Origin of the sequence: Chromobacterium sp. Panama, assembly GCF_003052555.1 — a bacterium.
Classification (GTDB): Bacteria; Pseudomonadota; Gammaproteobacteria; order Burkholderiales; family Chromobacteriaceae; genus Chromobacterium.
In genome coordinates, this window is sequence record NZ_QARX01000001.1 from 1,156,134 (window position 1) to 1,178,119 (window position 21,986).

The 21,986-nt window shown below is 63.4% G+C and carries 19 protein-coding genes; 6 read left to right on the forward strand and 13 right to left on the reverse strand.

The window, feature by feature from the left end; translation table 11 throughout:
• From DB032_RS05425 to DB032_RS23540, 5 genes are all read left to right on the forward strand, one after another.
• Nucleotides 1–1,161 (forward strand): type VI secretion system Vgr family protein (locus DB032_RS05425; RefSeq protein WP_146176781.1); only part of this gene is annotated, 1,161 nt, incomplete at its 5' end.
• Complete coding sequence (locus tag DB032_RS05430; protein ID WP_199225825.1) at nucleotides 1,161–2,882, forward strand: triacylglycerol lipase; 1,722 nt, start codon at nucleotides 1,161–1,163, stop codon at nucleotides 2,880–2,882. The genes DB032_RS05425 and DB032_RS05430, both read left to right, overlap by 1 nt.
• Before the next feature lie 12 nt (nucleotides 2,883–2,894).
• Nucleotides 2,895–3,872, forward strand: a complete 978-nt coding sequence (locus tag DB032_RS23530; RefSeq protein WP_146176580.1) for a T6SS immunity protein Tli4 family protein — start codon at nucleotides 2,895–2,897, stop codon at nucleotides 3,870–3,872.
• Nucleotides 3,873–4,017: 145 nt separating this feature from the next.
• Nucleotides 4,018–4,986 (forward strand): T6SS immunity protein Tli4 family protein, encoded by a 969-nt coding sequence (locus DB032_RS23535; RefSeq protein WP_146176581.1) that lies wholly within the window; start codon nucleotides 4,018–4,020, stop codon nucleotides 4,984–4,986.
• A 137-nt stretch (nucleotides 4,987–5,123) separates the two neighbouring features.
• Nucleotides 5,124–5,696 carry a hypothetical protein gene (locus tag DB032_RS23540; protein WP_146176582.1) on the forward strand — a complete coding sequence of 191 codons (573 nt, stop codon included), beginning with the start codon at nucleotides 5,124–5,126 and terminating at the stop codon, nucleotides 5,694–5,696.
• Nucleotides 5,697–6,179: 483 nt separating this feature from the next.
• Here the strand turns inward: DB032_RS23540 and DB032_RS05435 are convergent, their stop codons facing one another.
• Genes DB032_RS05435 through DB032_RS05445 form a run of 3 tightly spaced genes read right to left on the reverse strand, consistent with a single transcriptional unit; the run spans nucleotide 6,180 to nucleotide 9,088 of the window.
• Nucleotides 6,180–7,121, reverse strand: coding sequence for an alpha/beta hydrolase (locus DB032_RS05435; RefSeq protein WP_107798568.1), 942 nt, complete (start codon nucleotides 7,119–7,121; stop codon nucleotides 6,180–6,182).
• A gap of 1 nt (nucleotide 7,122) precedes the next feature.
• Entirely contained in the window at nucleotides 7,123–8,001 is an 879-nt protein-coding gene (locus tag DB032_RS05440) for an alpha/beta fold hydrolase (protein WP_107798569.1), read from the reverse strand.
• Between the two features lie 31 nt (nucleotides 8,002–8,032).
• Nucleotides 8,033–9,088, reverse strand: a complete 1,056-nt coding sequence (locus DB032_RS05445) for a sugar phosphate isomerase/epimerase (RefSeq protein ID WP_107798570.1) — start codon at nucleotides 9,086–9,088, stop codon at nucleotides 8,033–8,035.
• A 112-nt stretch (nucleotides 9,089–9,200) separates the two neighbouring features.
• Here DB032_RS05445 and DB032_RS05450 point away from each other — a divergent pair, with 112 nt between their 5' ends.
• Nucleotides 9,201–9,803, forward strand: coding sequence for a TetR/AcrR family transcriptional regulator (locus DB032_RS05450; RefSeq protein ID WP_107798571.1), 603 nt, complete (start codon nucleotides 9,201–9,203; stop codon nucleotides 9,801–9,803).
• A gap of 30 nt (nucleotides 9,804–9,833) precedes the next feature.
• Here the strand turns inward: DB032_RS05450 and DB032_RS05455 are convergent, their stop codons facing one another.
• From DB032_RS05455 to DB032_RS05500, 10 genes are all read right to left on the reverse strand, one after another.
• Nucleotides 9,834–10,958, reverse strand: a complete 1,125-nt coding sequence (locus DB032_RS05455; RefSeq protein ID WP_107798572.1) for a 2OG-Fe(II) oxygenase — start codon at nucleotides 10,956–10,958, stop codon at nucleotides 9,834–9,836.
• 9 nt (nucleotides 10,959–10,967) lie between these two features.
• The gene (locus DB032_RS05460; protein ID WP_107798573.1) at nucleotides 10,968–12,203 is read right to left on the reverse strand and encodes an HEXXH motif-containing putative peptide modification protein; all 1,236 of its coding nucleotides are present in this window, start codon (nucleotides 12,201–12,203) and stop codon (nucleotides 10,968–10,970) included.
• On the reverse strand, nucleotides 12,200–13,351 hold the full coding sequence (locus DB032_RS05465) for an HEXXH motif-containing putative peptide modification protein (protein WP_107798574.1): 1,152 nt from the start codon (nucleotides 13,349–13,351) through the stop codon (nucleotides 12,200–12,202). Before DB032_RS05465 ends, DB032_RS05460 begins: the two co-directional genes overlap by 4 nt.
• Complete coding sequence (locus tag DB032_RS05470) at nucleotides 13,335–14,153, reverse strand: hypothetical protein (protein ID WP_107798575.1); 819 nt, start codon at nucleotides 14,151–14,153, stop codon at nucleotides 13,335–13,337. The genes DB032_RS05465 and DB032_RS05470 overlap by 17 nt, the downstream gene beginning before the upstream one ends.
• Before the next feature lie 23 nt (nucleotides 14,154–14,176).
• Nucleotides 14,177–15,073 (reverse strand): hypothetical protein, encoded by an 897-nt coding sequence (locus DB032_RS05475; RefSeq protein WP_107798576.1) that lies wholly within the window; start codon nucleotides 15,071–15,073, stop codon nucleotides 14,177–14,179.
• Nucleotides 15,070–16,572, reverse strand: a complete 1,503-nt coding sequence (locus DB032_RS05480) for a radical SAM/SPASM domain-containing protein (protein ID WP_158274246.1) — start codon at nucleotides 16,570–16,572, stop codon at nucleotides 15,070–15,072. Before DB032_RS05480 ends, DB032_RS05475 begins: the two co-directional genes overlap by 4 nt.
• Nucleotides 16,573–16,599: 27 nt before the next feature.
• Complete coding sequence (locus DB032_RS05485; protein ID WP_107798578.1) at nucleotides 16,600–17,595, reverse strand: radical SAM protein; 996 nt, start codon at nucleotides 17,593–17,595, stop codon at nucleotides 16,600–16,602.
• Nucleotides 17,596–17,687: 92 nt separating this feature from the next.
• Nucleotides 17,688–18,137: a hypothetical protein gene (locus DB032_RS05490; protein ID WP_107798579.1), complete on the reverse strand. Its 450-nt coding sequence runs from the start codon at nucleotides 18,135–18,137 to the stop codon at nucleotides 17,688–17,690.
• Between the two features lie 328 nt (nucleotides 18,138–18,465).
• Nucleotides 18,466–20,118: an ATP-binding cassette domain-containing protein gene (locus DB032_RS05495; RefSeq protein ID WP_107798580.1), complete on the reverse strand. Its 1,653-nt coding sequence runs from the start codon at nucleotides 20,116–20,118 to the stop codon at nucleotides 18,466–18,468.
• 269 nt (nucleotides 20,119–20,387) lie between these two features.
• Nucleotides 20,388–21,983 (reverse strand): FAD-dependent oxidoreductase, encoded by a 1,596-nt coding sequence (locus DB032_RS05500; RefSeq protein WP_107798581.1) that lies wholly within the window; start codon nucleotides 21,981–21,983, stop codon nucleotides 20,388–20,390.
• Between the last annotated feature and the right edge of the window lie 3 nt (nucleotides 21,984–21,986).

Here is a 21,986-nt window from a genome sequence, read left to right on the forward strand (position 1 = left end):
CTCTATAACGGCAGCCACGCCTCGCCGGACTTTAGCGGCGCAGGGGCTTTGCCGGCGAACAAGACCCTCTCCGGCATCAAGTCCAAAGAGCATCAAGGTGGTGGCTACAGTGAGCTGCTGTTTGATGATACGTCCGGTGAAGTCCGCGCCAAGCTGTCGAGCGAGCCGGGTAAGACCCAATTGAACCAGGGCTTTTTGACGCATCCCCGCAAAGACGGAAAAGCGGAGCCACGCGGCAACGGCTTTGAGTTGCGAACGGATTTGTCAGGCGCGATCCGGGCCGCTCAAGGGGTTCTGGTCAGCGCCTATGGCCGTACAGGCGCTGGCGGCAACCAGCTGGACCGACAAGAGTTGATCGGCCAGTTGGAGATGGCGCTGTCCATTGCGAAGTCTCTCGCCAAGCAGGCCGAGGTTCATCATGCGGATGAAACCGACACCAAACCGCAAGAGCAACTGGCGCAAGACGTCAAACAATGGGAAGGTGGCAGCAATACCGCCAAGGAAGCCAAGAGTGGGCACAAAGCCATTCTGGCCCTCGGCGCACCGGAAGGCATTGCCCTGGCCAGCGAATCGAACATCTCGATGGCGACGGGCAGCACGCACGACTTGATTGCCGCCAAGGACAGTAACCAGAGCATAGGCCAGCATCTGCGCATGCGCGTGGGACAGTCCCTGTCCATCTTCGTGATGCAGTTGGGCATGAAGCTCATCTCCGCCTCTGGCGCGATTCGCATCCAAGCGCAGGATGACGACATTGAAATTATCGCCGCCAAGCGCTTACGTCTGGTGGGCTTGAAGGCGGTCAGCATTGAAGGGCCTCAGGTCAATATCACCGCACAGAATGCCGGCGCGGAGTATGGGGGCGGGATCACCACGAAGACATCGGCCACGCATACCCAGCATGCCGCCAACCACGCCATGACGGGGCCGGCCAATGTCAGCCCGCAAATGCTCAACCTGCCGCAAAGCGCCATTCAAACGAATGAACAGTTTGGCATAGCAGGCCGCTCCGGCAAGGCGCAATCCCAGATACAGCATGAAGTCCGCAATGGTCAGAACAAGCTGGAAGGCTCTGGCAGCACGGATGGCAGCGGCGCAACCTCTACGCTGACCGGCAAGGTCATTGATCAACTGAAAATGCATCTGAAACGGAACGGATGATGGCCGACGTATTAAGCACCGCAACCCGCCGCGTATCCTTGCAATTCGACAAGAAGGGCAACCCGTATTTTGAATCCGTCAAAAGCCCGGATAGCTTCAAACAATGCGCCTTATGCGTAAAACCGCCGCATACCGTGATTCCGGTGATTTTTGTGCCGGGGATTATGGGAACGAATTTACGATTAAAGGATAAGAAGCAAATTCAAGCATGGGCTCCACCAAACGGGAAGCTAGGCGGGATAGGAGCGGCTATTAACGGAGCTAATCAATTACCTGAAGAGCGTCAAATTTTATTTGACCCTAATAGTACCGAAGTTAACCCGGATGGCCCTTGCCAAGTTCCGGAGAATTTGCATTGGGTCAGTGCCGAAGAGGCAAGGCGGCGTGGCTGGGGCGCATTGCATGCCGATAGTTACCACTTCATTTTGCAGCGCTTGGAAGTCATCCTCAATGACCAATACAGCAATCCGGGCCATCCTGAGGAGCGCGGTAATTTTCTGTTGCCGGAAATCGGTCTACTCGCCCATCTCAACGGCGGCAAGCAAACGGCTCCTCGCTCAGAAAAGAAACCCGACTACGCCAAGGCCGCAGCGGAGGCGGTAAAGGCTTGGAATTTGACCCCGCCAGGATTCAGCCAAGATGAAGTGTTGCGGTTGGATGATTATTACTATCCGGTATGGGCGCATGGTTACAATTGGCTGCAAAGCAATGAAGAGTCCGCGCAATCCCTGATCGAGAAGATTGATAAAATTATTGAGCATTACAAAAATACCAACTATTTCGATTGTGATGGCAAAGTTATTTTGGTCACGCATTCCATGGGCGGCTTGGTCGGGCGTAGGGCCGCTCAGATGGCTCCTGACAAGATATTGGGGGTGGTGCATGGTGTGCAGCCGGTAGCAGGCGCGCCAGTGGTCTATCGCCGTTTCCGCGCCGGGACTGAGGTAGGCGGCTTTTTAGATATCGAAGGCGCCGCCGTGGCAGCGATCATTGGCTGGAATGCTGGGGACATTACGCCGACTCTGGCATGTTCGCCGGGACCGTTGGAATTGTTGCCGACCAAGCACTACTCACCGGGCTGGCTGAAAGTTGTTAAGAAAGGCGGTAGCGATGTGATTTTTAGCTTGCCGCAGGCTGATCCCTATGAGGAAATTTACAGCAAGACCACGGATGAGTGTTGGTGGGGGATGCTTGATCCTGAGTTGATTGATCCCGCCAATAAACTCTCAACAGCTAGCACTCCGCTTGAAGAGCATAGGAAGGCTTTAAGAAAAGCGAAAGGCCTACACGACATGCTCGGCCTTTATGCCCACCCACAGACCTACGGCTACTATGGCATTGACGAAAAGAAATTCCGTACTTTTGGCCATATTCATTGGCAGGCTTCAAGTCGCATTCCAGGGAATGATGTCATGCCATTAATCTATCAAAAGGATAGTCAGCGGACTATGACCGGGAAAAGCACCGTTCCACTTTATCAAGATGAAGACTCGCCAAGAGTTAAATTCAAATTAAGCAATGAGCGTGACCAGGGAGGGGATGGCACAGTTCCTCTAGACTCAGGGAAAGTGTTGGCCCAGTTGCAACCAACACCCAAAGCAGTATTCTGCATATCGGGGTTCGACCATCAAATGAGCTACAAGAATCAATATGCGATTCAAGCTACAATCTATGGCATTGCCAAAATCGTTCAACAAGCCCCTCCGCCCAAGGCATACTAAAGGACTGTCACGATGAATCGACTTGCTTTATTACTTACCCTATTGATGACCAGCCCTGCTCTTTATGCTGCGGAGAATAAGATGTTTGAAAAAATGAGAACCTACTGCTTTGGTCGATACTTAGTTGACATTCCAAATGAAGCCGAATTTAAAGGACAAGGAAATAATTACCAAGGGGCCTCTATCAAGTCAGAACGGGGAGGCGAAGGGTTGTTAAAGCAGAAGATTGAAAAACGCCTTGCCGAGCTGAAAAAGGGTAGTAGTAGTTCAGATTACTTTGAATTCAATAAAGAAATTGTGCCGAGTAAGAATTCGCATCTTCTTGTCGGGTATCAGGTGGCATTTGGTAGTCCGATGTACAGCATTGACTCATTTAAGTTAGATAAGGGGTGGGTTTTTTCCACTTCAAAGTCACCTTATAGCCCCGGAAAAATCAATTCAATATTAGAGAGATTCGATGATTATCTGCAGAGTATTCGTTATCGCTCAGAGCGTGAGGCTCCGAGAGAGGCGGGATTTTGCATTGAGAATGGCTTTATTGCCAATAATGGAGAAACGCCACAGTTTGAAATGGCTTCAATCACTTTCGCCTTGAAAAATAATTCGGATGTTTGGTTCAGCATAGACAGCTTCACGCTGTCAAAGCCGGGCCCCTCCTTGCTGGAAAGGCAAAAGGCCGCGAAATTAGATGAGAAATTTCCTGGCAAGATAAAGGCAATCAAGAAGGGTGCTAGAACGGTAAACGGAATGCAGGGCGAGGAATCTCTAAATGAGTTCCCCTCTGACAACGGCATGGGTGTTGCACATAGTTTTATGTGGGAAGCTCAGGGGGGATTTGACAATCCCCTCAATCCAAAAGTCTCCATACAGCTTACCTCTGGTGAAGGCATAGCTGGTGTTACGGGGGAGTCATCTTTAAATGCAGCACAAATGCAGCGTCTCTATGAAAGCGTTATTAATTCCATCCGAGTTCGTCCGACAGCCCAATAAATTTAAGAGAAGCAATGAATTAGACTATTCGGTTCGTTGAAAAGTGGCTATTGCGCTTGAGTTACAAGAATTGATATGTAATTCAAGCTACAGTCTATCGCATTGCCAAAATCGCCCCCCCAAGGCGCACTAAAGGACTGCCACTATGAGTCGACTTGCTTTATTGCTTGCCTTATTGATGACCAGCCCTGCTCTTTATGCTGCGGAGAGTACGATTTTTGACAAAATGAGAACCTATTGCTTTGGCAGATACTTGGTTGACATTCCGTATGAGGCTGAACTGGATGGACAGCTTAGCAAGTACATGAATGACACCATTCAAACGGTTAAAACAAGTAATCCATCATTGAAAGCTAAAATTGACAAGAAGATGGGAGATTTGAAAAAAAAGGCATTTCCGTATTACGAGCTTAGCAAGGAAATAAATAATGGAAGCGGAGTGATCTTACTTGGCTACAAGGAGGCTTTTAAGGATCCTATGTATAGCATAGACACATTCAAGTGGGATAGAGGGTACGCATTTATTACTTCGGGCACATCCTATAGTGATAAGGGAATTGATCGTACTGTTAGTTTATTTGCCGATTACTTAAAAAATGTACGCTATCGCTCGGATCGTGACATTCCGAAAGAGCCAGGGTTCTGCATTGAAAATGGCTTTATCCTCAACAATGGAAAATCGCCACAGTTTGAAATGGCTTCAATCACTTTCGCCTTGAAGAATAATCCGGATGTTTGGTTCAGCATAGACAGCTTCACACTATCAAAGCCAGAGCCATCCTTGCTGGAAAGGCAAAAGGCAGCAAAACTGGATGAGAGATTTCCTGGCAAGATAAAGGCAATCAGAAAGGGAGCTAGAACGGTAAATGGAATGCAAGGTGAGGAATCTCTAAATGAGTTCCCCTCTGACAATGGCATGGGTGTTGCACATAATTTTATGTGGGAGGCACAGGGTGGTTTTGATAACCCCCTCAATCCAAAAGTCTCGATACAGCTTACCTCTGGTGAAGGCGTAGCCGGTGTTACCGGGGAGTCATCTTTAAGTGCAGCACAAATGCAGCGTCTCTATGAAAGCGTGATTAAGTCCATCCGAGCTCGCCCGGTAGCTCAATAAATTTAAGTGGTGTAACGGGTGACAACATCGGTCAATCCGCGTCAACATTCACCGCCAAAAATAGTCTCTGGCTTTATGCGAGGCCGCAGTTCAATTTATTAATTTTCGACACTGCAATTAGCAAGGGCAATTCCTCTATGATTAATATTTCTAAGATTGTTACCTATTTTGGAGTATTGCCTGCTGTGTTAATGGCAACGGGTTGTGCTGTCAATAGGCCACTTGAGCCTGAGACGATTCGCGCCGCGATGAAAGCGACCTATCAATGCCATTCATCGCCAGCAAATAAAGTGGGACAAGGCGAACAAGGCATAAATAAAGGTTGCTATTTTGTGCTGCATAGCCCTGAAACGGGAAGAGTGCTCAAGAATACTCCTTATTTACTTCAGGTCCATGACCCGAAGTCCAACGGCGAAGCTCCTGCGATTTCTTTGCGGGGACGGACGGATGGCCAAGGAAGAAGCCAATTTGTATCACCCCCTTTTGATATTAATGTGAATGCCGTGCGCTTTGTAGAAGTTGTGGGCAGCGGGAACTATCGGGGCAACTTCACCTTGGTTTCAAGAAGCGGCAAGCCGTCTAGCGGGGCTGGATACAAGTTGTTGGCGTGCGGGAAAGAAGTATATAAATCCCGTGCAGACTATCACGGTGAAACAGTGATTTATCAAATGCAAGATCGCTGTGACTTTTCAATGCAGCTTACAAGGTAAGCACGGAGCAGCTTTGTTAGGCTGCCTGGAAAAGTCAGAAGAAACCACACGGGTCCACGGATGGGCGGCATGGCAAAGCTGAAATTTAAAAAACTAGCCAAGAAGCATAAAATGAATACTCAATTACAAGAAGCGCTTAACCAGTATCGAGAAGATTTTTCCGATTAGATTGGCCTAGAACAGTATTTATGAGCATCCCGGTGCCTCGACTCCCGTCACCTCAGACGTAGAACTGATTGTTGTTGGCCGCTCTAAGACCCGCTAACAAAACCCCTGATCCTGCGTTGCGCCTCCTTGTCGTACTCAAGTACTGCCTGCGTCGGCGCGCCTTGGCTCAGGTTTTCTGCGAGGTTTTGTTAGCGAGTCTTAACAGACATTCCGAAGTGCGGCAGACTTGCACAGCTTATTGAACCGCATCAACCGCCTGGTATAGACGCCAAGGAGCGCTCAGTGCTCCTTGGTGCCTAGTACATCAAAACGAAGTCACCCATCCATATCCAGCGCCGCCCTCACCTCGCCGCCGGCGATGTCGAACAGCGCGCCGGCGGCCGGCGTCAGCCCCAGCATGTGGATGCAGCCATGGACCATGCCGTCCAGCTGCCGCAGCGTCGCCTTGACGCCTGCCGCGTTCAGCCGCGCGGCGTAGTCCTCCGCCTCGCTGCGCAAGGGATCGAACTCGGCGGTCAGGATGGTCGCGCTCGGCAGGCCATCCAGGCGGGTCGCCAGCAGCGGCGAGACATAGGGCGACGCCCCCTCCGCCTCCGCGGACAGATAGCTGGCGTAGCAGAAGCGCATCAGCTCGCGCGTCAGATAATAGCCATCGCCGTAAGCCTGGTAGGAGGCGCTGTCCATCTTGTGGTTCAAGGCCGGGTAGATCAGCAGTTGATGGGCGATGGACGGGCCGCCGTGATCGCGCGCCAGCAGGCAGGCCGCGGCGGCGAGGTTGCCGCCGGCGCTGTCTCCGGCCACGCCCAGCCGCTTGGGGTCCAGGCCGAGCGCTTGCGCGTGTTCAAACGCCCAGCACAGGGCGTCGTACACATCGTGCAGCGGCACCGGATAGCGGTGCTCGGGCGCCAGCCGATAATCGACGGACAAGACCACGCAGCCGGTGGCCTGGGCCAGCGCGCGGCAGGGGTTGTCGTAGACCTCGGCCGAGCCCAGGCACCAGCCGCCGCCGTGGGCGAAGACCAGCGCCGGCTGCGCCGCCGCGCGGGCCTCGGGCCAATAGCCGATCACGCGCAGCGGGTAACCGTCCCGCGCCTTCACTTGGAACGCCTCCACCCGCGCCACGTCTTCCAGCGGGCCCTGCTGTTGGCGCAGCCCGGCGTCGGTGTCGGCGCGCAGCCGCGCCATGTCCGCGGGCGCGCCGGCCTCGCCCGCCTCCGCCTGTTCCAGCCACTGCTGGATCTTGCTATCCAAGGGCATCTCAGTCCTCGCTTTCCAGGAAGGGCAGCAGTTCGGCGATGAACTCCTCGGCGGCCTCCTCCATGATGAAGTGGCCGCAGTCAGGGATGACCACGCCGCGCAAATCGTCGGCCCGGCCGCGCATGGTGTCCAGCGGGGCCTTGCCGGTGGCGTGTTCGGCGCCGATGGCGAGCACCGGCATGCCCAGCTTGCTTTGCGCGCGCCGCTGGTTCTGACGGATGGTTTCGGGAATGGCCCGGTAATAGGCGAAGCCGCCGCGCAGGCCGCCCGGCGAGGAGTAGGCGTCGATATACACCTCCGCCGCCACCCGGTTACGCCGCCATGACCAGCGCTGGAACATGAAGTCCAGGTAGGCGCGCTCGCGCCCGGCAATCAGCGTTTCCGGCAAGTCGGCCAGCTGGTTGAACATGAAATGCCACAGGAAGATGTTTTCTTCCGGCGGCGCGAAAATCGACGGCGCCGGCGCCAGCCCGGGTATCACCGCCTCGGTCAGCGCCAGCCGGCTGACCACGCCGGGGTGGTCGCTGGCCAGCGCGTAAGCCAGCCACATGCCCACATCGTGGCCCACCACCTGGTAACGCTCATGGCCCAGCCGGCTCATCACCTGGCGCAATGTCGCGGCGACGGCGCCGGTGTCGTAGCCGCTGTCCGGCCGGCTGGACAAGCCGGTGCCCGGCGGATCCACGGCGATGGCCAGGAAGCCGCGCGCGGCCAAGGCGCGCATCACATGACGCCAGGCGAACCAGGTTTGCGGCCAGCCGGGGATCAGCAGCACCGGCTGGCCAGCACCGGCGGTGACCACATGGACGCGCTGGCCGTCCAGCCGCACGTAGTCGTGAATGAAATCGGGTTCGGTGTCGATAAGGGGAAGTGCCGACATCTGTAGTCTCGCTGAAAAGGTGAATGGGAAGTCAGGCGATGCCCAGCATCGCGCGGATCTGCTGCTGATCGACCGCGGCGCCGGCGAAGTCGTCGAATACGCGCTCGGTCACGTGGATGATGTGGCGGTTGATGAAGTCGACGCCTTCGCGCGCGCCGTCCTCCTGGTTCTTGAGGCAGCACTCCCACTCCAGCGTGGCCCAGCCTGCGTAGTCGTATTGCGCCAGCTTGGAGAAGATCGCCTTGAAGTCCACCTGGCCGTCGCCCAGGGAACGGAAGCGTCCGGCGCGCTCCATCCAGCCGCTGTAGCCGCCGTAAATGCCTTGCCGGCCGTTGGGCCGGAATTCGGCGTCCTTCACATGGAACATGCGGATGTGCTCGTGATAGATGTCCAGGAAGGCGAGGTAATCCAGTTGCTGCAACACCAGGTGGCTGGGGTCGAACAGCATCTTGCAGCGCGCGTGCCGGTCCACCAGCTCGTAAAAGCGTTCGAAGCTGGCGCCGTCGTGCAGGTCTTCGCTGGGGTGGATTTCGTAGCACAGATTGACGCCGTGTTCGTCGCAGACGTCGAGAATCGGCCGCCAGCGCCGCGCCAGTTCTTCGAAGGCGGTTTCAATCAGCCCTTCCGGCCGTTGCGGAAACGGGAACAGATACGGCCAGACGAAGGAGCCGGAAAACGTGCCCATCTCGCTCAGGCCCAGCCGCCGCGAGGCCTGGGCCGCCATCCGCAGACGCTCCAACGCCCAGGCGGCGCGCTCCGCCGGCTTGCCGCGCAGGCCCGGCGGCGCGAAGTTGTCGCACATCGCGTCGTAGGCCGGGTGCACGGCGACCAGTTGCCCGAAGATATGCGTGCTCAGCTCGCTGATCTCCAAACCGTGCGCGGCCAGCGTGCCGGTGATTTCATCGCAATAGTCCTGGCTGACGGCGGCCCGCTCCACATCGATGAAGCGGCTGTCCCAGGCCGGAATCTGCAAGGCCTTGAAGCCGGTGCGCGCCGCCCAGCCGGCGATGCCGTCCAGGCTGTTGAACGGGGCTTGATCCGCGCCGAATTGAGCCAGGTGCAGGCTGGGTCCCTTGAGTGTTTTCATGTGTCGCCCTTAATTGTTTGTCGATCGACAAATAATAGGCGACGCCAAGGCTACACGTCAACGGCGGAGCGCGATAAAATTCCGCCCAAGAACAATCGAGCGAGGCGGAAAGATGGCGGGCAGGCCTAGGGAGTTTGACCGGGAACAGGCGTTGCAACAGGCGATGCTGGCCTTTTGGCGGCGCGGCTACGAGGGCACGTCGATGTCGGATCTGGTTGCGGCGCTGGGCATCGCCTCGGCGCGGATCTACGCGGCCTTCGGCAGCAAGGAGGGCTTGTTCCGCGAGGCGGTGGCGCGCTACGCCGCCGGGGACGGCGGCTTCGCCGATCTGGCGCTGCGCCAGGAGAGCGATGTGGCCGCCGCCATCGAGCGGATGCTGCGCGACGCGGTCATGCTCTACACCCGGCATGACGCGCCGCAGGGCTGCATGGTGGTGTCGGCGGCCACCAATTGCTCGGAACAGAACGACGGCGTGCAAGAATGGCTGCGCGCGCAGCGCCAAGAGCGCACCCAATCGGTGATGGAGCGGCTGCGGCGCGGCGTGGCCGACGGCCAGCTGCGGCCGGACGCCGATGCGGACGCTCTGGGCGATTTCTACGCCGCGCAATTGCACGGCATCTCGGTGCAGGCGCGCGACGGCGTGCCGCGCGAGCGGCTCTTGGCCTCGGTGCGCGTCGCCATGGCCCCGCTTTGGACGGCGGCCGTCAAGGCCTGAGCCCGCGCTCGGCGCGTCGGCCGGGCCCTCCTACCCCGCGCCGGTCTGAGGCCATTCCGGGAACAGCGTCTCGGCCAGGTGCATCACGCGTATCGGCAAGCGGTGCGCCCAGGGACGAACCTGGGCGGCGCAGCGGCGCCAATGCTCATGGGTGAACATGCGGCTGGGCGCGCTGGCCACCCACACCGCCAGCACCAGCGCGGCGCGCAGGGTGTCCGGATCGGTGCTCAAGCCCACGTTGACCTGGGCGGCGGCGTGTATGGCCTCGCTGGCCGGCAGCGGCGCGCCGGGCGCGAATCCCAGCCGCGCCAGGGCCGCGCTCACTTCCGGCGCGCGGACGGGTTCCGGCCCGCCGGAACGGGCGGCGGTCAGCAGCAGGCCGGCCGCCTGCGCCGCGCCGCCCAGCCCCCACTCCGCCAACAGCGCTTGCGCCGCGCTCGGCGCCGGCCAATCGGGCGCATCCGAAACGTCGCCGTCGCGGTGCAGGCCGCGCTCGCCGGGATCGGATGCGGCCAGCGCCGCGTCCGGAAACAGCTGCGCCAGGGTTTGCCGCACCCGGCGCTCCACCGCCGGGGTGTTCCCCTGGTGCCAGAAATTGAAGATCAGCGCGTCGCGCGGCTGTCGCGTCAGCGCCGACACCGAGTGGTAGGAATGCGCGCTCATCTCAAAGCCGAAGGCCATATTGGGATAGGGCCGGATGCTCTGGTAGACGGCCTCCGGCTCGTCGCCGGCGTGGATATTGAGCAAGCCGCCGTCTTCCGGCCGGTGGTCGCGGGTGAATTGCACCACCACGCGGTAGCCTTCGTAGCCCAGGCCGGGATTGTCGTTATGCACGCCGATGCGCTGGCCCGGCACCATGCGGTGCCCCAGCACCTGAATGTCGTCCGCGGACAGCGGCACCTCGAACAGGATTTGCATCTGCTCGCGCAAGGCGTCCAGGAACTCCTCGCGCACAAAGGCCGGCGCGTCCGGCCGCAGCTGATAGAGCCGGCGCAGATCCAGCCGGTAGGTAACGAAGAAATCCCCCACCCGCTCCTCCCAGGGCAGCGGGCCTCTGAGCACCGCGTCCGCCTGTTGGGCCACCGTCTCGTCGAAGGTGTCGAAGCAGAGGAAGTGGCGGTACGGTTGCTCGAAGAACAGCACGTTTTCCAACATGATCGCCCCCTATGCGCAATGTGCCGCGGCGTCGCGGCCGGCCAAGGCGCGGAACTGGTCCGCCCTCAGCGCCAGCGGCCGCCACAAAGCCTGTCCCAGCGCGGTCAGCGCCCGCGCCCGGGCCAGAGATTCTTCCATCTGGGCGCGCCAGTCTTCCAGCTCCGACACATTGCGCGCCAGCTCGCTGTGCACCGCGACGCCGGCCATGATCAGCCGGTAGTAGAAAATCAGCACGTTGACGAAGGCGTGGTGGGCCTTGAGGATGCCCAGCGTCGGCCGCTGCGCGCCGCGCGCCGGGGAATGGAAGGTTTCGCCCAGCGAGGGATCGCTCAGCGCGCCCATGGCGGCGAGCTGGTGCAGATAATCGTGGCTGACCTCATGCACCAGGGTTTCGGCGCAGCGCAAGGGGTCCGGATGGATGGTCATGTACAGCGCGCCGTTGAGCATGGAATAGCTTTCGCTGTTGAACTTGCCCGGTTCCAGCCGCAGCGGGGACACCACGCGCAGCAGACGGGCGATCCAGCGGTGGTAGGCCGGGGAATAACAGGCGATCAGCGTCATCGCCCGGTTCAAGGTGGCGGCGCAGCCCGGGCCGGCCGGGACGACCTCCGGGTCCGGGTTCAGCAGGCTGCGCGGCAAGGGCCGCAGCACGATGTCCGGCCCCGCCTCTCCCAGGGCGACGGCCGGCAGTTTGCGCGCCGGTCCCGTCACGCTGCGCCAGCTCTCGCCCTCGCGCTCGAAAGCGCAGCCGCGCTGCGTGTGCGCGGCGGTGTCCAGCCGGATTTCCAGCCTTTGCGCGTCGCCGCTGACGCGGTAGGCGACGGCGGCCGGCAGCGCGTAGCCGGCGAAGCCCAGCGCCAGCGGCCGGGACAGCCGCAGGTGGAATTCGCGGCCGGGCCGGTGCGCGGTCCAGTGCAGCGCGCATTGCAGGGCGCGCGACAGCAACAGGTCCGGCTGACGGGCCTCTTCGTCTCGCAGCGCTTGCAGATTGCAAAACGGATGCGCGGCCAGCTCGGTCAGCCGCGCGGTCTCGGCCGCGTCGGCGTCGCCCGCGGACAGCATGGCGGCGGCCATCTCCGACAAGGCCGGGGCGATGCCGGGCGCGTGGCGCTGCAGCAAGGGCCGCCAATGCTCGAGAAAGGCGTTCAACTGCCGGCCGCGCAGCTGCCGCGTCCAGCCGGCGTGCCAGTCCTCGTCGAAGGCTTCGAAGGGGCTGGAATAAGCGCGGGCGATTTCAGGGGTCATCGCGCGATCTCCTCGATCGGGCTCGCCGCCGGCTTCAGCAGCGGCCGCAATGGCAACTGCAAGGCGTCCAGGAAGTGCCGCCCTGCCGGGCTCAGACTGCGCGCCCGCTCCAGTTCCGCGGCCATGCGCGGCAGCCAGTCGCGCAAGTCCGCCATGTGATGACGCCAGTCGGCGTCCGCCAAGCGGCCGTTGCGCCGCAAGGCGTCGAAAAACAGCGCCACATTGCCGAAGGCGTGGTAGGCCAGCAACAGCATGAGGGCCGGACGCCGACAGCGCTTGACCGGGGAATACAGCCATTCTTCCGCCCCGCGCTCGCTCAAGGGGAACAACCGGTCCAGCAAGTGGAAGTGCTGATGGCTGGCTTCGTGAACCAGGGTTTCCGCCATGTCCAGCGGCGAGGCGAACAGCGTCATCGACACCAGCCCCGGATAGTGCAGGCTGCTCCAGCTGGACACCAGGCTGCCGCTTTGCCTCAGCGGCCGGACCTGGCGCACCAGGCGGCGCACCCAGGGACCGTAGGCCGGCGCGCCCTGCTCGATCAAGGCCAGCCCGGCGGCCAGCGCCCGGCCGGCCGCCGCGTCCGGCTCGCCGGCGGCCTGCTCGCGATCGTCCGGGGTGCGCACCGGATAGGCGGCCAGAACGGGGCTTCTGCCCGCCCCGCCCCATGGCGCCGCCGCGGCGCTCAGCGCCAGCCGCGAACCGTCCGCGCCGGCGGCCTTCAGCGTCAGCGTCCGCCCGTCCGCGACAACGCTGAGCGCGCGGACGTCGGCGATCCGATCCGGCAGCGCCAGGGTGCGCGGCGGGCTCCAGCGCGCGCGCCATTCGCCGGCGATCCCGCTCAGGTGGGCGTGCCAGGCGATTTCCAGGGCGCAGGCCAACAGAAAGCCGGCGCGAGGCTGGCGCTCGGCCTGGGCCAGCGCGCCCAGCGCCGGGTGCCATAGCCGTTCGAAATCCGGCTCCGCTTCTGCCAGCTCGCGCAGCGCCCGCGCCGCGCCGCCGGGCAAGGCGATGGCCGGCGCGACGCGCTCGAGGAAAACGCTCAGGCTTTGCCGCCAGGCCCGGGCCGCGCAGCTTTCCAGCAGCGCCAGCCCGTCCGGATCGCCCGGGCAGGCGGCGCTGGCGGCGAGATCGTCAAACGGGGTGGACATCGTCGCTGCCCGCGGTGAAGTCGAAAGCTTCCAGGCCGCTCACGGCAAAATCGCCGGCAGCCAGCCCGCCGGGCCGGCGGCTCACCCGCTCGGCGCCGCCCAGCGCGGCGCGGAAGGCGGCGGAGCCGCCCAGCAGCCGCAAGCCGCCGTCCGCCAGCGGCTGGCCGTAAACCAGCCCCAGCCGCGGATGGCGCAGCACCAGGCTGCGCAGATGGCGCGCCGTCGCCAGGCCGAAGCCGGGGTCGAGCCGGCACAGCGCCTCCCAATGCCGCATCGCCTGGGCGCGGCTGGCCGCGCAGTCGGCGCGGCAGGGAAAGTGGCTGAGCAGATGCCAGCCGAACACGTCCAGCATGGTGTTGGTCCAGTAGGGCTGCGCGCCGCCGTCGCCGGCGAAAGCCGGCTCCAGGCGGGCGTGATGATGATCGCGATGCGCCAGATAGGCTTGCACGCAGCAATCCGGATAGCCCAGCAGGCGGCCGGCGATGACGTCGTTGTCGGTGAAGCGCGCGGCCAGCTCCGCCAGTTCGCCGTCGCGGGCGGCGAAGACGAAGGCGCGCGCGTCCGGCGCGGCCGTCTCGTCGCTGGCCACGGCGGACACCACGTAGTCGTCGGCGTCCGCCACCGCCGGCCGCAAGGCCCGCTCCCAGCGCCGGGCGTGCAAGCCCAGCCCCCGCAGCGCGCCGATCACCGACTCCGCCTCGCGGTAGGCGCAGGACACCCGCGCCAGCGGCTTGGCGCCGGCCAGGGTCAGCGCCAGGTCCACCCGCGCCGCCTGGGTCAGCTGCGGCAAGGCGGCGCGCAAGCGTTCGGGCGAGGCGGACGCCCTTATTGAAACGCCACCAGATGCCAGCGTTCCGTGGGCAGTCTCGCCACTTCGCGCCCGTTCCGCGCGCTGAGCACGCATAAGTCCTCCTCCTGCCATGCAATGCAATCGCCCTGATCCAGCCGGGCCTCCGGCAGACGGTCGCTGGAACGCAGCGGCCGCCAGCCCTGATAAAACACCGCGTCGCCCACGGCGCCGCCGTAGAGCTGGGCGCCGAAATTGCCGTAACGCCGCGCCTCCGGCGGCTCTTCCTCGTCGCGCAGCAGCAGCGGCAGCGGCAGCAGGCGCTCCAGTTGCGCGGCGAAGGCCGGGGCGGCGTCGCGCAGGACCTCCAGCAGCGCCGCGGCGTAGTCGACGCTGGCGCGGCAGCCCAAGTGGCAGGGAAAGTGGGAAATCAGGTAGTACGGCGAACCGCGGCCCACTTCCATCTCGGTCAGGAAGACATTGAGCCGCCAGTCGCGCCCGCCCGGAGTGCGCGCCACCCGCAGCAGATCCGTCATCGGCGCGGCGCCGAAGTATTCGTTGGCGGCGATGCAGCAGGCCGGGTAGCCCAGCGCCCGCCCCAGCGCCACATTGTCTTGCCGCCGCTGGGCGTCCAGCCCCCGCTCCAGGGCCTCCGCGTCCAGCGCGTAATAGACGCGCGCGTCGTTGCGGCTGAAGGCGGCGCGTTCCTCCGCGGTGGCGTGGCGGTAGCCCCAGTCGTCCGGCGGCGGCACGTATCGGCCGTGGCGCAGGCCGCAGGCGTCCAGCAGCGCGCACAGCCGCGCGGCGCTGTCGCGGCCGGCGGTGAAGCGCGCCAGCGGCTTGAGGCCGGCCAGCACCGCCAGCGCCTCCACCGCGATGCGGGCGCCTTCTCCGCCGGCTTGCAGTTCGCCGGCGATCCGGTCTCGGGCGCTCATTGGGTGCTCATCCGGATGATGGTCAGCGCCTGGTCGATGCGCTGCGGCCGTTCGCGCATCAGCTTCACCACGAAGTCGAACAGATGCCGGGTGCGCTGACAGCAGGAGCTGGTCAAGGGCTGCGGGTCCAGCGAGTGGGTCTCGCCCTTGCTGACGATGGGGGACACGCCGCAATAAGGCCGGTAGGCGCACACCTGGCAGGCGTCGTGCTCGCGCAGCGAGTAGGACACCAGCTGGCGCGCCTTGTCGGAGGTGACCGCGTCGGCGTAGCTGTCGGTGTGCACATTGCCGATGCGGAAATCGGCGTGGCCGCGGCCTTCGTCGCAGCCGTAGACATTGCCCAGATGATCGTAGGCCAGATTGCCCAGCACCATGCCGCTGGGGTTGCGGAAGTCCACGTATTTGACGTCGCGGTTGTTGAACAGCTTTTCCAGCGCCAGCGAAAAATAGCGTTCTTCCAGCAGGATGCCCTGGTCCCACAGCGAAAAGATGTAGTCCAGCGCGTCGCGCCAGGCGTCGAAGAACTCGTCCATCCCCATGCCCACGCTGTCCCACTTCCCCTTGGCGAAACCCATTTTCTGCACTGGGGAGAAAAAGATGGAGGACTGTCCTTCCGCCACCGCGAAATCGACGTATTCACGCAGCTTGTGCAGATTGTTGCGCCCCACCACGATCAGCGAGGGCACGTCCAGGCCGCGTTCGCGCATGCGGGCGCGGTTGCGGCGGATATCGTCCCAATGGCCGCGGCCTTCCCAATCCACGCGCAGCGACGGGTGTTCGGCGGCGTCGAACTCGATGGAGGTGGTGATGTTGATGCGGCTGGTCGCCAGATAGTCCAGCACCTCGTCCGGCAGTTCCACGCCGTTGCTGACGATGGAGAAGGACAAGGCGCGCTTGTGCGCCAGATTCTTGATCATCGCGTAGGCGTGCAGATAGCGCACCGCGCCGAAGTTGAGCGTGGCTTCGCCGCCCTGGAATTCGAAATGGATGCGCGAGGACGGCGATTGGTAGGCGAAGTCGACGATGGCGCGGGCGGTGGCTTCGTCCAGGTCGTAGCGGGCCGGGTCCGAGCTGTCGCGCACCACGGCGGCGTGACAGTAGGCGCAGCGCAGATTGCAGCGCCGCGTCATGCCGATGATGTGCAAGGCGGTGCCGGGAAAATAATTGGCGGACCAGTCTTCATAGGCCCGCATCACGCTGCCGGCGTTGCGCGCGGTGAGGATCAGGCCGCGCTCTTCCAGCAGATCGTGCAGCGCCGCGGGCAGGGCGATGCTGCGCAGCGCGCGGTACTCCTCCCGGCTCAACAGCGCCCAGCTGCCCTGGTCGCTGGACAGGAAGACGCCGTCGCCCACGTCCCGGGCGCGGTAATTGGGCTTCCAGCGGTCGCGCAGCCGGAAATCGGCGAAGATGTCCTCCATGCCGGCCCGGTCCGGCTGGGCGGGCGCGGCGCGCGGCGCGCGCGCTTCAATCGGGCGGATCGGGGTGACGACGTGGTTCATGGCGGGCCTCGCAAACGGGTGGCGGGTTCAGGCGATCAGATAAAGTTGCGGATGCTGGCGCGAGAAACTGGCGATGACGCCCAGCGAGGACAGGTCCTGGTGATCGAACAGCACGCGCAAGAAGGGCTTGTCGCGCCGCGGCTGATAACGCTCCAGCGCGGCGACGCGCACCTCGTCTATCAATTCCGCCGGGATCTCGGCCAGGGGCCGCACCCAGTCCCGGCCGTGGCGGATCAGCGCGCCGCGCTCGGCGCCCGGACAGGCGTCGGCCAGCCGGCAGGCGCGGCAGGCGCGGGTTTTCTCGTACCAGGGATGGGTGTCCACCGCCGGATCGGAATCCCGGATCAAGAGATCGAGGAAATCCGGTATCAGACAGGGCGCCAGTTTCTCCAGCGTCACCGGCACGCCCAGCGCGCGGAACAGCGGCACGATGGTGCGCAGCCGTTCGCGCACCAGCGCCGGATCGGCGATGGAGTCGATGAATTTGCCGGTGCGCACGGTGCCGCTGAACTTGAGGCGCGACGAGCCGGCCTCCACCGCGGTCACGCCGGTGGCGAGCAGGTGTTCCACGTTTTCCGCCAGGATCACGATATTGGTCTGGATGTCGAAGCCCAGTTCGCTGAGGCGGCGGATGCCTTGCAGGGTTTGCCGGAACGCGCCCTCCCGCACGCCGTTGAGCTTGTCGTGCAATTCCGCGCTGTGGCCCATCAGGCTGGTGCGCACCTCCAGCCGGCCGTCGGCCATGGCCGCCAGCCGCTCCGCCGACGGGCGGTGGGAGAACAGCCGTACATTGGAGGCCAGGCTGACGCGGCGGCCGGTTTTCAAGGCCTCGCGCAGCACCTCCCAGAACACCGGGTCTATAGTGGGCTCGCCGCCGAAGATGTCCACCTCCTCGTCCGGCGCCGCCTGGTCCAGCTCGGCCACGATCTCCTCCAGCGGCCGGAAGGCGCGCTGGGCGATCTCGTCGTCCACGATGCAGAAGAAGCACTTATTGTTGCAGGAAGCCGTCAGCCGGATGATCATCGCCGTCGCCCCACGAAGAGGCCCGCAAGCGGGCCGCCAGGAAATCCGTCCCGACGCGGCTGGCCGCGCCGGGGTCCGCTCCGCCGCGCGGGCTATTTGACGCCGCGTTTCAAGGCCGCCTTGATCTGGGGGTTGTTTTCAATTTCCTTGAGCACCAGCGGGTCCTTGAGCGCGTCGCGCACCGCCGCCGGGTTCAGCGTAGTGGACACCGCCGGATTGGTGACCAGATCGCCCGGGGAAAACACGCTGGCCGCCTTGTCGTGGATATGGCCGTCGTTGTCGTGGATATTGCTGCGGTCGCTCCAGTCGCGGCTATGCCCGGCCGCCACCACCGAGCCGGCCAGCAAATCGCCGGACACCCGGGTCAGGTGGTCGAACTGGGCGCGCAAGCGCGCGACGTCGATCTTTTTCAATTCGGCGACCGTTGCGCTGTTGGCGCCGGCGTCCTTCGCCGCGGCGATGGGGTCCGACAAGAACTTGACGCGGAAATCGTTATCGCTCACCGCGCGCATCAGCAGTTTGTTCACTTCCGGTTGGGCCATGGTGTCCTCCTGGCTTGAGCTCTGTGACCGAGGCCTGCTTGGCGGCGCCCTCGTCTGGATGGAGCGGAAAGCGGCGGCGCGTGCTGCGACTGGAGGCACTATGCGGTCCGCGCTCCCAATCGGCTTCTTGCCGGCAAAGGGCTATTGCCGCTGAGCCGCAAAGCGGCCGCCGCGCCCCAGGGGAATCTCCGCACCCACCCAAATGCCTCGCCCATCCGCCTCGTCATCCAGCCGGCCTGCGTGTCACTGGAATGAAAAAGCGCCGACGGTTTTCGTCAGCGCTTTAACTATATTCATGCGTTTTTAGTATATCTGTACGTTAAATTACCTAAAACGAACTTTTATCGATGGCGCGCTCCGGCCGCTCCCTTCCGTCCAGCAGCCGCCAGCCGTCCTCGTCCGCCGTCAGCCAGCCGTCCAGATCCAGCGCGTCCAGAAAAGCGTCGTCGTGCGACACCACCAGCAGACCGCCGCGGTAAGCGCGCAACATCGCCTCCAACGCTTGCAGCGACGGCAGATCCAGATGATTGCTGGGCTCGTCCAGCAGCAGCAGCGTCGGCGGCGGATCGGCGTAGAGCGCGCAGGCCAGCGCCGCCTTCAGCCGTTCCCCGCCGCTGAGCCGGCCGCAGGGCCGGGTCGCCCGCTCGGCGTCCAGGCCCAATTGGGCCAGCAACATGCGCAGCCGGCTTTCCCCCGCCGCGGGATTGGCCGCCAGCAATTGCTCGATCGCGCCGCGCCCGGGGTCCAGTCCGTCCAGATCCTGAGCCAGATAGGCGCAGGCGGCCGGCGCCCGCGCCTGTCCGGCGAGCGGACGCAATCGTCCGGCCAACACCTTGAGCAAGGTGGACTTGCCGCAGCCGTTGGCGCCGACGACGCCGATGCGGCGCCCGCCGCCCAGGCTGAGGTGAATCCGGCGCGTGGCCTCGGGCGCGAACGGCAGCGCCACCTCGTCCAGCGCGACGGCGACGCGCGGCAGCGCCGGCCCCTGCGGCAAGGCGTGCACGACGACCGCCGCGTCGTCCTCCGCCCGCCGGGCGGCCTCGCGCACCGCCTGGTCCAGCGCTTCCCGCGCCGCGGCCTGTTGCCGCCGCAGCTTGCCGGCGCTGTCCTCGCTGCGCTGCTGCTGTCGGTCCAACAGGATGCGGGCCTGGTTGGCCTCGCGGCCGCGCCGTTCGCCGCGGGCCTGGCGCCGCTCTTGCCGCTCCTGCTGTTCGCGCAGCGCCCGCTGGCCGCGCAAGCGCTCCTGTTTGCGCTGCTCCAGCGTTTGCAGCGCCCTCGCCTGTTCCCGCTCCTTGTGTTCGGCGTAAAAATCGTAAGCGCCGCCGTAGCCGGCCAGGCCCTGCGGCGACAGTTCAACGATGCGCTCCATGCCGGCCAGCAAGCGGCGGTCGTGGCTGATCACCAGCAGGCCGCGCGGCCAGAGGGACAGTTGTTCGATCAGCGCTTGCCGCTGACTCCGGTCCAGATGATTGCTGGGTTCGTCCAGGATCAGGAAGTCGGCGTCGGACAGCATGGCCCCGCACAGCGCCGCTCGCGCGGCTTCGCCGCCGCTGAGCGCGTCGGCCGGCGTTTCCGGGCGCAGATGACCCAGGCCGAAACGCCGCCATTCCCGCTCCAAGCGTTGGCGCAGATCCCAGCGCTCGGCCAGCCGTTCGAAATCCCGCGCGTCGACGCTGCCGGCCTCGATGCGCGCCAGCGCGTCCAGCGCGCCTTGCAAGCCGGCAAGGCCGGCGGCGGTGTCGCCCCGGGGCGCACCGGCCCGCTGCGCCAGATAATGCGTCGTGCCGCCGCGCAGACAGCGGCCGGCGCTGGGCCGCAGTTCTCCGGCCAACAAACGCGCCAGCACGGTCTTGCCCACGCCGTTGCGGCCCACCAGGCCGATGCGCTGGGCGTGAAACGCCATATTGAGATGACTGAACAGAATCCTGCCGTCGGGCAGTTGATAGGACACGTCGTCCAAAGTGAGATGGATAGGCGTCATGAAGCTTTCCAAAGGATGCCGAACATTCCCCTGCGCGCAGGGGGCGGAGAACGTGGCCGTCCAAGAGGACGGCGGCATCAATGGCGCATCGGACGAAGACCTCGGGAAAGAATGGGGCCGCGCAAGGGGCTGGCGCGGCGGCAAACCGTCATGGTAGCGCGCGCCGGGCCGCGCGCCAAGCGGGACAGGCCTGCCTGTCCCGCTCCCGGAAACGCTTCCTCCTCCCGTCTGATGGTCCCGCCGGCGCGCGGCAGGCCAAAAACAGGTTCTCAGACCAACTTGGCCAACATCATGTCCGCGGTCTGCAAAGCCCCCTCCACCCAGCCCTGGGCGTCGGAATAGGCTTCGCCGCACACGTATAGCGGCTGGCCGTCCAGCGGCTGGATGATCTGCCGTTTCACTTCCCAGCTTTTCACCCCGATGTTCCAGCTGTTCCAGCCGCCGCCGTACGGGTCGTCGCCCCAGTCGCGGAAGGCGGCGTTGCGCACTTTGGGCGTGTAGGACAGGCTGTGCATCACCGTCAGTTGGCGGGTGACTTCCTCGGTCATCATCCGCGGAGCCTTGTAGCGGTGCCAGCTCAGTTCCTTGGCGCGCACCTGGTCGTCCGCGCCGATGAAGGGGTCCGCCAGCTCGGCCACCTCCAGCCCCTTCTTCCAGGCGCTGTGACGGCGGCCGCGCAGGCCGTCCCAAAAGCCGGTGTTGTCGCCGTCGTCGTAGCTGGCCAGCAACATGGCGTGGCCGTGCAAGGCGGGCAGGCCGTTGCTGCGCGGCCAGTAATAGGTCTGGCGCACCGGCAAATCGGTGACGGAACGGCCGGATTTGACCGGCACGTAGTCGCCGTCGGCCGTGCTGTAACCCGTATTCAGCCACCAGGGGCTGTTGTAGGTGGTGAACAGTTTGAACAGCGGCCGCGGCGTGACGCTGGCGGCCAGTTGCTGGAAGCGCGCGGCCTCCTGCAGCCAGGGGCTGGTGGCGGACAAGAGCTCCAGCGCGCGGCGCGGCATCGCCAGAATCAGCGTTTTGGCGGATATCGTCCGGCCCTGGGCCTGGAACTGGAAGCCCGACTCGCTGCGCGTCACGCCGCTGACCGGGGCCTCCAGCCGCACCTCGCCGCCGGCCTGTTCGAACAATTGCGCCAGCACCAGCGGCACTTGCTGAAAGCCGTTGCAAAAGCCCATGTACTGGGCCGATACGCCGAAGTCCGACAGAAACCAGGGAATGGCGTCGGCGGCGTTCCAGTTGCACAAGGTGGTGTCGTAGCCGCCGGTGTCTTCGGCGTATTGATAGGCTTCGCCGGTGATCACGCGGAACAGCACGTTCCAGAAGCCTTGCTGGTATAGCGGCACGCCGCCGAAGCTGGCGCTCTGCGCCATCTGCCGGCGTTCTTCCTCGGTCAGCGATTTATTGGTGATGCCGGGCACGATTTGCTCGATGGCGTCGATGATGACGGCGCCGCCGGTCTGGCCGCGGTCCAGGAAGTTGAGCCGGTACGGCACTTTGTCCGGCTGGGTGGTGAAGTCTTGCAGCCGCAGATAGACGCCGCGCAGATAGGCGATGTTTTGCGGCTCGTCCACCGGAAAGCGGTAAAGTTCGATCTGTTCCGGCGCCGGCAACAGCGTATTCAACTCCTGAATCAGGTCGTAGATCAGCGGCTGCACCTCCGGCAGGATGCGCATGCCGCCCAGTTCCGCCACCATGTCCGGAATGTCCGGCGGCCGCACCGACAGCAGACGTCCGCCGATGTGATCGCTGGCCTCGAACACCGCGATCTTGCTCTGGGGATAGTGTTGTTGCAGCCGCCAGGCGCTGTACACGCCGGACACGCCGCCGCCGACAATGGCGATGTCTATGTTTTCGCTAGCCATGTT

Coding starts and splice junctions, on each gene's coding strand:
- DB032_RS05460 (WP_107798573.1), bottom strand. CDS start 12,203: ATGACCCCTGAAATCGCCCGCGCTTATTCCAGCCCCTTCGAAGCCTTC.
- DB032_RS05455 (WP_107798572.1), bottom strand. CDS start 10,958: ATGTTGGAAAACGTGCTGTTCTTCGAGCAACCGTACCGCCACTTCCTC.
- DB032_RS05500 (WP_107798581.1), bottom strand. CDS start 21,983: ATGGCTAGCGAAAACATAGACATCGCCATTGTCGGCGGCGGCGTGTCC.
- DB032_RS05435 (WP_107798568.1), bottom strand. CDS start 7,121: ATGCCCTTGGATAGCAAGATCCAGCAGTGGCTGGAACAGGCGGAGGCG.
- DB032_RS05475 (WP_107798576.1), bottom strand. CDS start 15,073: ATGAGCGCCCGAGACCGGATCGCCGGCGAACTGCAAGCCGGCGGAGAA.
- DB032_RS05465 (WP_107798574.1), bottom strand. CDS start 13,351: ATGTCCACCCCGTTTGACGATCTCGCCGCCAGCGCCGCCTGCCCGGGC.
- DB032_RS05480 (WP_158274246.1), bottom strand. CDS start 16,572: ATGAACCACGTCGTCACCCCGATCCGCCCGATTGAAGCGCGCGCGCCG.
- DB032_RS05485 (WP_107798578.1), bottom strand. CDS start 17,595: ATGATCATCCGGCTGACGGCTTCCTGCAACAATAAGTGCTTCTTCTGC.
- DB032_RS23535 (WP_146176581.1), top strand. CDS start 4,018: ATGAGTCGACTTGCTTTATTGCTTGCCTTATTGATGACCAGCCCTGCT.
- DB032_RS05450 (WP_107798571.1), top strand. CDS start 9,201: ATGGCGGGCAGGCCTAGGGAGTTTGACCGGGAACAGGCGTTGCAACAG.
- DB032_RS05490 (WP_107798579.1), bottom strand. CDS start 18,137: ATGGCCCAACCGGAAGTGAACAAACTGCTGATGCGCGCGGTGAGCGAT.
- DB032_RS05440 (WP_107798569.1), bottom strand. CDS start 8,001: ATGTCGGCACTTCCCCTTATCGACACCGAACCCGATTTCATTCACGAC.
- DB032_RS05430 (WP_199225825.1), top strand. CDS start 1,161: ATGGCCGACGTATTAAGCACCGCAACCCGCCGCGTATCCTTGCAATTC.
- DB032_RS23540 (WP_146176582.1), top strand. CDS start 5,124: ATGATTAATATTTCTAAGATTGTTACCTATTTTGGAGTATTGCCTGCT.
- DB032_RS23530 (WP_146176580.1), top strand. CDS start 2,895: ATGAATCGACTTGCTTTATTACTTACCCTATTGATGACCAGCCCTGCT.
- DB032_RS05495 (WP_107798580.1), bottom strand. CDS start 20,118: ATGACGCCTATCCATCTCACTTTGGACGACGTGTCCTATCAACTGCCC.
- DB032_RS05445 (WP_107798570.1), bottom strand. CDS start 9,088: ATGAAAACACTCAAGGGACCCAGCCTGCACCTGGCTCAATTCGGCGCG.